10 protein-coding genes are annotated in these 9,321 nt (G+C 37.4%); 9 read left to right on the top strand and 1 reads right to left on the bottom strand.

Annotation, left to right across the window (positions count from 1 at the left end; all coding sequences use genetic code 11):
* Positions 1-136: 136 nt before the first annotated feature.
* Positions 137-1,210: a sporulation integral membrane protein YtvI gene (ytvI, locus tag BN358_RS04290; RefSeq protein WP_019228071.1), complete on the bottom strand. Its 1,074-nt coding sequence runs from the start codon at positions 1,208-1,210 to the stop codon at positions 137-139.
* A 234-nt stretch (positions 1,211-1,444) separates the two neighbouring features.
* Between ytvI and BN358_RS04285 the strand changes: the two genes are divergently transcribed.
* From BN358_RS04285 to BN358_RS04245, 9 genes are all read left to right on the top strand, one after another.
* Positions 1,445-2,290: a fumarate hydratase gene (locus BN358_RS04285; RefSeq protein WP_019228070.1), complete on the top strand. Its 846-nt coding sequence runs from the start codon at positions 1,445-1,447 to the stop codon at positions 2,288-2,290.
* An 11-nt stretch (positions 2,291-2,301) separates the two neighbouring features.
* Complete coding sequence (locus BN358_RS04280; RefSeq protein WP_019228069.1) at positions 2,302-2,850, top strand: Fe-S-containing hydro-lyase; 549 nt, start codon at positions 2,302-2,304, stop codon at positions 2,848-2,850.
* 11 nt (positions 2,851-2,861) lie between these two features.
* Positions 2,862-3,710 (top strand): shikimate dehydrogenase, encoded by an 849-nt coding sequence (locus BN358_RS04275; RefSeq protein ID WP_019228068.1) that lies wholly within the window; start codon positions 2,862-2,864, stop codon positions 3,708-3,710.
* Between the two features lie 60 nt (positions 3,711-3,770).
* A complete protein-coding gene (locus BN358_RS04270; RefSeq protein WP_157593239.1) occupies positions 3,771-4,934 on the top strand; it encodes a cell wall-binding repeat-containing protein in 1,164 nt (387 codons plus the stop codon).
* A 155-nt stretch (positions 4,935-5,089) separates the two neighbouring features.
* Positions 5,090-5,416 carry a DUF1904 domain-containing protein gene (locus BN358_RS04265; protein WP_019228066.1) on the top strand — a complete coding sequence of 109 codons (327 nt, stop codon included), beginning with the start codon at positions 5,090-5,092 and terminating at the stop codon, positions 5,414-5,416.
* Positions 5,417-5,474: 58 nt separating this feature from the next.
* Positions 5,475-6,083 (top strand): HutD family protein, encoded by a 609-nt coding sequence (locus tag BN358_RS22235; protein WP_019228065.1) that lies wholly within the window; start codon positions 5,475-5,477, stop codon positions 6,081-6,083.
* Positions 6,084-6,125: 42 nt separating this feature from the next.
* Entirely contained in the window at positions 6,126-7,115 is a 990-nt protein-coding gene (locus tag BN358_RS04255) for an NADH:flavin oxidoreductase (protein ID WP_019228064.1), read from the top strand.
* A gap of 12 nt (positions 7,116-7,127) precedes the next feature.
* Positions 7,128-7,685, top strand: a complete 558-nt coding sequence (locus BN358_RS04250) for a cysteine hydrolase family protein (RefSeq protein ID WP_019228063.1) — start codon at positions 7,128-7,130, stop codon at positions 7,683-7,685.
* A gap of 109 nt (positions 7,686-7,794) precedes the next feature.
* Positions 7,795-9,210 carry an MATE family efflux transporter gene (locus BN358_RS04245; RefSeq protein ID WP_019228062.1) on the top strand — a complete coding sequence of 472 codons (1,416 nt, stop codon included), beginning with the start codon at positions 7,795-7,797 and terminating at the stop codon, positions 9,208-9,210.
* Positions 9,211-9,321 lie beyond the last annotated feature (111 nt).

The raw sequence follows: 9,321 nt of genomic DNA, 5'->3' as shown, positions 1-9,321 counted from the left end.
CTACGCTAAGTGTGCCAAGACTGTTTTTCTCCTTTCGTACAATTCCACAAAATAACGCTGAGTCACAAAAATATTAATTCAATTATTATTATTATAAAAAAATTCCGGCTTGCCGGAATTTTTGTTTTAATATTTATTATTTGAACAAATGAATTTTTCCTGTGTCGTTTAAGTACTTCACAAGTATTGCCACAACAGGTGCTATTATAAATCCTGCAAATCCGAAAAGTCTCAGCCCGGCATACATGGCAGTTATTGTTATGATAGGATGAAGGCCTATTTGATGTCCTACAATTCTTGGCTCTACTATGTTTCTTACAACAGTTACCGTAACGTACAGTATCAACAATCCTCCGCCCATTCTGTAATTATTGAGAATCAATTCTACAATGGCCCATGGAATTATTATTCCGCCAGTTCCAATAATAGGCATTATGTCAAGTACTGCAATTATTGCTGCTAATGGAAGTGCATATGTAACATCCAGCATGTTAAGACCAATCAACAGTTCAATGAATGTAATGAACAATATTATCATGTAGGACTTTATCATTTTCCACAGCGTTCCTGTAAGGAAGGTTTTCGCTTCCGTAAATGTGGAGTTGAACTTATCAGGCAGCTGGCGCTTTATAAAAGCAGTTATGTTGTTGTATTCCACGCTTATGAACACTGAAAGGACAATTGTAAAAATAACGCTTATGAGGTACAGAGGAAAGTTTGAAATGAGTCTTGTAACAATCTGCACCACAGAAATCGATATATTTTTAATAACATCAGAAATATAATTGATACCATTTGTTATAACCTGTGAAATGGCACTTGCTGCATCAGGAGATATTAACTTTGCATTCTCTACAATCCAGTCGTTGAAATCCAAAAGCACAGGCTCAAGTTTTTGAAAATATAAATCTGGCATTACTTTGACCATGTCTGTCAGCTGCGCGAATAAAAATGACAGTATAAGCCAAAGAAGAGTTGCTGCTCCGGCATAAAACATAGCCACTACAAACACTGCCACACCTTTGCCAGTGCTGTTAACAAGCTTGTTAACAAGCCTTGTTATGGGCCGCAGGGCAAGAGCAATTAAAAAACCAACCAAAAATGGCATAACCCAATGAATCATGTAAACAAAAATGAAATATAAAACTGCGTAAACCGTTACTATAAAAGCTACATTCACAATGAATTTTTTCTTGTCGTTTTCAGTCATATCCGCCTCTTATTTTATTTATATGAACAATTATAATATTAATGAAGTTTATTTGCAACTGACATTATGAAATATGCTGTTAATTTTATTGAATTAATATTTTGCTTATAATATAATTGATTAAACTTATTTAGTTATGAACAGCATTATTTAAATCCATATTTTTTCATGTTCAAGGAAAGGTACGGAGAGTTATAAAATTACAATATTGCAACAGTTGAAGGGAGATTAAAGATGAGAGAAATTAATGTAGAAGATATAACCAGGACAGTTGAAAAACTTTGTATAGAATCAAATTACTATCTTCCGCAGGATGTAAAAAAAGCATTAGAAGATGCAGTGGACAAGGAAGAATCGCCTCTAGCAAAAGATATTCTTGAGGACATTCTGAAGAACCAGGAAATTGCAAGAAAAAAGGAAGTTCCCATATGCCAGGACACCGGACTTGCAGTGATATTTCTGGAGCTGGGTCAGGAAGTACGACTTGTTGGGGGAGACCTTAATTCTGCCATAGATGAAGGAGTAAGAAGAGGCTATAAAAACGGATATCTTCGAAAATCAGCAGTTGATGATCCTTTCATGGTGAGAAAAAACACAGGTGACAACACTCCTGCAATAATTCATACTACAATAGTTCCCGGAGACAAAATTAAGCTGATAATTGCTCCTAAAGGAGGCGGAAGCGAAAACATGAGCGCCTTATGCATGCTTAAACCTTCAGACGGTGAAGCAGGCATTAAGAAGTGCGTTATTGATGCTGTAGACAGGGCAGGGTCAAATCCATGTCCACCTATAATTGTTGGAGTAGGAATAGGCGGCACAATTGAAAAAACAACTCTTATTGCCAAACAGGCTCTTTTGAGGGAAGTTGGACAGCATCATCCAAATCCTGTAGTGGCAAAGATGGAAAAAGAGCTTCTTGAGGAAATAAACAATCTTGGCATTGGTCCTCAGGGATTTGGCGGAAGCACCACAGCCCTTGCCGTAAACATAGAAACTTTTCCTGCACACATTGCAAGCATGCCTGTTGCCATAAACATTCAGTGCCATGTGGCAAGGCATAAAGAAGCAATTATATAATGGAGGTAGACATGGCTAAAATAGTAAATTTACCGCTGACTGACGAAACAGTGAGCGATTTAAAAGCAGGAGACAGAGTTCTTCTTAACGGCATCATGTACACAGGTAGGGATGCTGCTCACAAAAGGATTGCAGAACTTATAAACAAAAATGAAGAGCTTCCCATGGACATAAAAAACCAGACAATTTATTACGTAGGACCATGTCCTGCTAAACCGGGACAGGCAATTGGTTCAGCAGGTCCCACAACAAGCGGAAGAATGGATGCATATGCCCCTCTTTTAATGGATCATGGTCTTAAGGGGATGATTGGAAAGGGCCTTAGAAGCAAGCAGGTTGTGGACTCAATAATCAAGAACAATGCTGTTTATTTTGCTGCAATCGGCGGAGCAGGAGCACTTCTTGCTGAAGCAATAAAGGAAGCAGAAGTAATTGCTTTTCCAGACCTCGGGGCAGAAGCAATTTACAGACTGAAAGTTGAAAATTTCCCTGTTACAGTAGTAATAGACAATGAGGGAAATGATTTATATAAAATCGGGAAAGAACAATACAAAAAATAGGAGGTGATTACATGATTATAAGCACTAAAACAAAATTATTAGGGCTGCTGGGCTACCCTCTGGGACATTCTCTTTCTCCCATCATGCATAACACAGCATTTGAGAGCCTGGGTCTTGGCAAAATATATATTCCCATAGAGGTGTTGCCTGAAAACTTGGAAACAGTTGTGAGGGGCATGGCTAAGATGAACTTTGAAGGCTTTAATGTAACAATACCTCATAAAATCGAAATTATGAAGTATCTTGATGAAATTGACGAGTATGCAAAATGCATCGGTGCCGTTAACACTGTTGTGGTACATGAGGGAACCCTCAAGGGTTACAACACAGACGGCATGGGATTCTTGAAATCATTCGAGGAGAGCACAGGAACAAAAATAAATGGAAAAAATGTTTTTATACTTGGAAGCGGCGGGGCTTCAAGAGCAATAAGCATGACACTGGCGCTAAAAAAGGCAAATAAAATTTTCATATGCAACAGAACATATGAGAAAGCAGTTTCTCTGGCTGATGACATAAACAAACAGACAGGAGCAGACAGTGTGGCTGTAAAACATGAATATGATGAAATGAAAAAAGCAATAGCAGACTGCCAGGTTCTTATAAATACAACAAGCGTGGGAATGTCACCAGACATTGATTCAAGCCCATTGGACAGAGAACTGCTGAACCCTTCGCTTACAGTGTGCGATGCTGTTTACAATCCTAGAAAAACCAGATTATTGAAGGATGCAGAAGAAATGGGCTGCACGACGGTAGAAGGACTTAAAATGCTTGTTAATCAGGGTGCAGAAGCTTTTGAAATATGGACCGGAATTAAAGCTCCTGCTGAGCTGATGTTAAAAGCAATAAGCAAATAATATTAAATTAATTTTAATTGATCAAGTTCAGTATTTGTTCTGGATAAAAGCAAATTATGTATGTCAAATCAGAAATCATCTTCATATACTAAATTAAAAAAAGCAGGTGATTTCATGTCTATTTTTAACAATATATCAATGCAGCAGACGCCGGCAGTGTTTAATCCGATTTCAGATACAGCCAATACTACAAGAGTAAATTTCGATGATATTTATGCTTACAACGTTGCAGTTACAAATATAATATATCCAAGCAGCAATATAAGCTGGCGCCCCAATGCTGTCATCATGGTACCTTACGACAAGTGGCAGTACGGAGTTTGTGCTTCAAGCATTGTTCACTTCCCAATCAATGCACCCATAATGTTTACTGACAGGAACTTTATACCTCCTATTATTTTAAATGAAATATTGAGGCTATCTCCGACCGGCGACAATGTACCGGCACAGATACTTGTTGTGGGCCCCATATCATCATCCATAGAAAATGCATTGATGGCTCTTGGATTTTCTACTTACAGAATAACAACCTTTGAAGATGTTTACAGAGCTTGTTATGATATTATTGATTTCAGATTTAACGTGGTTCCTTCAGAATCTGAAATAGGAAAAAAAGATGTAATGGTAATATCAGGAGAGGACTATTCAGAGGGGATTCCAGCAGCCTTTTATGCGGCTCACATGGATGTTCCAATCATCCTGGTACAGCAAAACTCAATACCACAGCCCATACAAAACTTTATCCTAAGCAACAGAGGAAAGAATTATTTTATAGTGGGTTCCACAAAGACCGTCAGTGATAATGTGGAAGCCCAAATAAGAAATTCAATAACAGGAACCATTCATAGAATCAGCGGAAACGACCCCTACACCATTGCAATAAATTTTGCAAGGTACCAAAGTCCTGTTGATGATTTCGGATGGAAGCACAATACAAGAAATGGCTGGGCATTTTCATTTGGTGAACTCAGCAAGTGGTATCATCTGGTATCCAGTGTCATGTTTGCTCACTTAAGCAAACATACGCCTCTTTTGCTAGTAGACAGGAATTCCATGCCTGCATCTGTCAGAGAATATGTAACCAGCGTCAATCCGACAAAGGAAATGGCACACATGCCGCCGTACATGCACAGCTACATTTTAGGAAGTTTTTCAGACATATCCCATGAAACACAGGTTGCCGTCGAGGAAGTAATGGATATAATGTCTAAGATGGAACACTGATTTTAATTTAAGGAGTTAAAAGACGATTCTAAGAAGAATCGTCTTTTAGCATATTTGACTACTGTTAATCATAATTGCCGATTTGTTTTCTATATTTGGTGCATTTTTTAATGTAATATGTTAAAATAATATAAATATAATAAAGAGAGGTTACTATGCCAGCATTAAGATTTAGAGCAATAGATATGAACAAAGCTTTGACAATAAGCAAATTAATGATTGATGATCTTCAGGAGTTGATTCAGTGCCCAAGAGAATATTTCAGCATAGAGGTAGTAAATTCTTCTTTCATAATGGATGAAAAAGTTGTGGAAGGTCTTCCGGCTGTGGATGTTTTATGGTTTGACAGAGGACAGGAAATTCAAGACAAAGCAGCTATGATAATTACAAAGCACATAAACCTATTGGGATACAAAAATGTGGACGTTATTTTTCAAGCGCTTGAAAAAAGCAGATATTACGAAAACGGAGAGCACTTTTAAGTATTTGTAACTGAAGCGCTTATGAGAATTACTATATTAATTTTACAAGGAGGTTGCTTTGAAAACCACATTAATTAGAAAAGATGATGTTATAACTTCAAAATGGGCAGGCGGAGAAAGCAGACAATATTTTATTTATCCTTTGAATTCTTCTTATGCTGACAGGAATTTTTCATTTAGGCTCAGCATGGCCGAGTCTTACAGCGAAGAGGAAGCAAAATACAGCAATCTTGAAAATTACACCAGACACTTGATCATGCTTGAAGGTAAGGCTCATGTTTTTCACAAAGACCACTATGATTTGCTTATGGAATCCTACAAACATATAGATGTGTTTGACGGAGGATGGGAATCCTCAGCAGCAGGCAAGGTAACAGATTTCAACATGATGCTTTCAAAGGACTTTCATGGAAAGATGACTGTTGTTGAAAATGACGGAATACTTAAAAATGAATTTTGCAGGGAATATAATAAAACATTTGATTTCAATGCATTTTATTGTGGCAAAGGTGAAGCTGTTTTTGAAGTGTCAACTGGCGAGAAGATTGAAATATCTGAGGGAGATATGGCAATACTAGAAAATGTGGAAAATGATATTGAAATTAATGTTGTTCTTAAAGATTCAAAACTTGTACGGATGGATATATGCTGCATTGATATGAAGTGATTTCGATTAACATCTTAAAAAAATATAATATCAGGAGGAAAGATGACGCACATAACAAATACTTTTGATAACGGTAAAATTAAGCTTAAAAACAGACTGGTTATGCCTCCCATGGCAACAGCTAAGGCAGCTGACGATGGAAAAGTCAGCAGTGAAATCTTAGACTATTATGATGAAAAGTCTAAAGGAGGATACATTTCACTGGTGATAATCGAGCATAGTTACATTTCGGAAGAAGGTAAGGCAAGTTTAAAACAGTTGTCAGTAGCTGATGACAGCTGTAAGGAAGGATTGAAAGAATTAGCAGACATAATACATAAAAATGGCTCTAAGGCAGTCATGCAGCTTAACCATGCCGGCAGCCTTTCAAGAAGTGAAGTTACATTAAATACTGTAGGACCTTCGTCAGTTTTAAATCCCCGCAAACTTAACGACACAGTTCCAAGAGAACTCTCAAAAAAAGAAATTAAGGAAATAGTTGAAAGATTTAAGAATGCAGCAATCCGTGTTAAAAAAGCAGGATTTGACGGTGTTGAAATCCATTCGGCTCACGGATATTTGTTGAACCAGTTTTTGTCACCACTGACAAACAAGAGGACAGACGATTACGGAAATGATATTTATGGAAGAATAAAGCTCCACCTTGAAGTGATAAAGGCAGTGAGAGAAGCGGTTGGAGATTTCCCAGTGCTTATTAGAATAGGTGCTTCAGATTACACTGAGGGGGGAACATCCATGGAGGATTTGAAGGTTGCAGCAAAGAGTTTTGAAGAAGCAGGCATTGACATGATAGACATAACAGGTGGCATGTGCGGTTTTATTCTCCCAGACAACAAAGAACAGGGATATTTTTCTGAACTTTCTGAGGCTGTAAAAAGTGTAGTGAACGTTCCTGTTATTCTTACAGGAGGAATCACTGAAGCAGCAGCTGCTGAAAAACTTCTCATTGAAGGCAAGGCTGATTTTATAGGAGTCGGGAGAGCAATATTAGCTGATTCAGACTGGGCAAGAAATGCAATTGAAAATATATAGTAGGAGTATGGTATGAATGATACAGTACTGATTATAATTGATATTCAAAACATGTATTTTGAGGAAGGAAGTTATAAACTGTTCAATGCTGAAGAAGCATCTTTAAAGGCTGCTAAAATATTGAATCATTTCAGAAGAAAAAAATTGCCTGTAATATATATAAAACACATTTTCAAGGATGATAAAATAACTAAGCAGGAGCTGATGAGAAAGTGTGAAATTCATAAAAATGTCATGCCTGTTCATGGTGAAATTATAATTGAAAAGAATTATCCAAGTTCATTTCTTAATACTGATCTCAAGTCATGTCTGGATGATTTAAAGGCTTCCAAGCTTGTAGTAGCTGGAATGATGAGCCATATGTGCATTGATACAACTGTCCGTGCAGCACAAAATTACGGATATGATGTAACTGTACTTGAAGATGCGTGCACAACAAAGAACTTGCACACAAAAGACGGAGAAATCCATGCAAGTGTGGTTCATGATGTGTTTATGGCTTCCTTGAATGGTACATTTGCCAGGGTTATGACAGTGGATGAATACATAGGTGCTGAAAACCAACAATAAGCAAATATAATACTTCATGTTGACTTATTATATCATTAGGAATATAATATTGTTTTGCAAGAAAAAGTTGCTCAGGCAGCTTTTTTTTCTTGACTTGAAGGAGGACAAAATGGAACAAATCAAAGAAAACAAAATGGGTGTAATGCCTGTTAGGAAATTGCTAGTAAGTATGTCTATACCCATGATGATATCAATGGTAGTACAGGCTTTATATAATGTTGTTGACAGCATATTTGTTGCAAGAATCAGCGAGGATGCACTGACTGCAGTATCGCTGTCTTTTCCGGTTCAAAATCTTATGGTGGCTATAGCAGTAGGTACAGGTGTAGGAATCAATGCTTTGCTTTCAAAAAACCTTGGCGAGAAAAACATGGAAGAAGTAAACAGCATTGCAGACAATGGAATATTCCTGGCATTCTTAAGCTATTTGTTATTCCTTGTTTTTGGAATGACATTTGTCAGACCTTATTTTGGCGCTCAGACTAACAACGCTGAAATAATTGAATACGGAATTTCTTACTTATCTGTATGCTGCATTGCTTCTATTGGAATTTTCGGACAGGTAACATTTGAACGTCTGTTGCAGTCCACAGGAAAAACCATATTCACCATGATAACGCAGGGAATCGGTGCAATCATAAATATAATACTTGATCCCATATTAATATTCGGTTTGTTTGGCATGCCCAAAATGGGAATAGAAGGAGCAGCTCTGGCAACTGTCATAGGACAAATTGCCGCATGGCTTTTAGCTGTTGTTTTTAACGTCAAATACAACAATGAAATTAAAATTCAGGCAAAGGGCTTCAGACCTAACATAAAAACAATTAAAAAAATCTATGCAATTGGTATTCCGTCAATAATAATGCTTTCAATCACTTCTATTACAACATACTGCATCAACAATATTCTGATGAAATTTTCAGCAACAGCAACAGCTGTGTTCGGAGTATACTACAAACTTCAAAGTTTTGCGTTCATGCCGGTGTTTGGCCTCAATAACGGTATGGTTCCCATAATTTCATACAATTATGGCGCCAGAAACAAGGAAAGAATAATCCACACAATCAGATTGAGCATAGAAATTGCCATTGGAATAATGCTTTTTGCACTTTTAATAATACAGCTGTACCCTGAAAAGATGCTTTTATTATTCAATGCTTCCAATGATATGATAAGCATTGGAATTCCGGCTCTAAGGATTATAAGTCTCAGTTATCTTTTTGCAGGATTTTCAGTTGTTGCAGGGTCTGTTTTCCAGGCATTTGGCAACGGTGTAATGAGCCTTATGGTTTCGGTGGGCAGACAGCTGGTGGTCCTTGTTCCAGCAGCATATCTTCTTTCTCTGTCAGGCAATGTGAACCTTGTATGGTGGTCATATCCAATAGCTGAAGTAGCTTCTCTTATATTGAGCATATTTTTTCTGAAGATTATATACAGCACGAAAATTGAGCCAATTTCAGACTGCTTTGGCGGCGATGATGGGGATGACATTGCAGGCGGTGCAATGCAGGGAGCAAAATAATATTTAAATTGAGAATCTGCACGGCCAGCTCCGTGATACATCATATAATTGCAAATAACTAACACGGCTTGCCGTGTTTTTTTATATACGAGGAAAGTTCTCTTTCCTCGT

Origin of the sequence: Sedimentibacter sp. B4 (assembly GCF_000309315.1) — a bacterium.
Classification (GTDB): Bacteria; Bacillota; Clostridia; order Tissierellales; family Sedimentibacteraceae; genus Sedimentibacter; species Sedimentibacter saalensis.
Note: the sequence above shows the minus strand (reverse complement) of the source record. Positions and strands in the feature narration are given on the sequence as shown.

Excerpts from the sequence above, each read along its gene's own strand:
- BN358_RS04285 (WP_019228070.1), top strand. The coding sequence starts at position 1,445 with ATGAGAGAAATTAATGTAGAAGATATAACCAGGACAGTTGAAAAACTT.
- BN358_RS04265 (WP_019228066.1), top strand. The coding sequence starts at position 5,090 with ATGCCAGCATTAAGATTTAGAGCAATAGATATGAACAAAGCTTTGACA.
- BN358_RS04275 (WP_019228068.1), top strand. The coding sequence starts at position 2,862 with ATGATTATAAGCACTAAAACAAAATTATTAGGGCTGCTGGGCTACCCT.
- ytvI (WP_019228071.1), bottom strand. The coding sequence starts at position 1,210 with ATGACTGAAAACGACAAGAAAAAATTCATTGTGAATGTAGCTTTTATA.
- BN358_RS04280 (WP_019228069.1), top strand. The coding sequence starts at position 2,302 with ATGGCTAAAATAGTAAATTTACCGCTGACTGACGAAACAGTGAGCGAT.
- BN358_RS04250 (WP_019228063.1), top strand. The coding sequence starts at position 7,128 with ATGAATGATACAGTACTGATTATAATTGATATTCAAAACATGTATTTT.
- BN358_RS04255 (WP_019228064.1), top strand. The coding sequence starts at position 6,126 with ATGACGCACATAACAAATACTTTTGATAACGGTAAAATTAAGCTTAAA.
- BN358_RS04270 (WP_157593239.1), top strand. The coding sequence starts at position 3,771 with ATGTCAAATCAGAAATCATCTTCATATACTAAATTAAAAAAAGCAGGT.
- BN358_RS04245 (WP_019228062.1), top strand. The coding sequence starts at position 7,795 with ATGGAACAAATCAAAGAAAACAAAATGGGTGTAATGCCTGTTAGGAAA.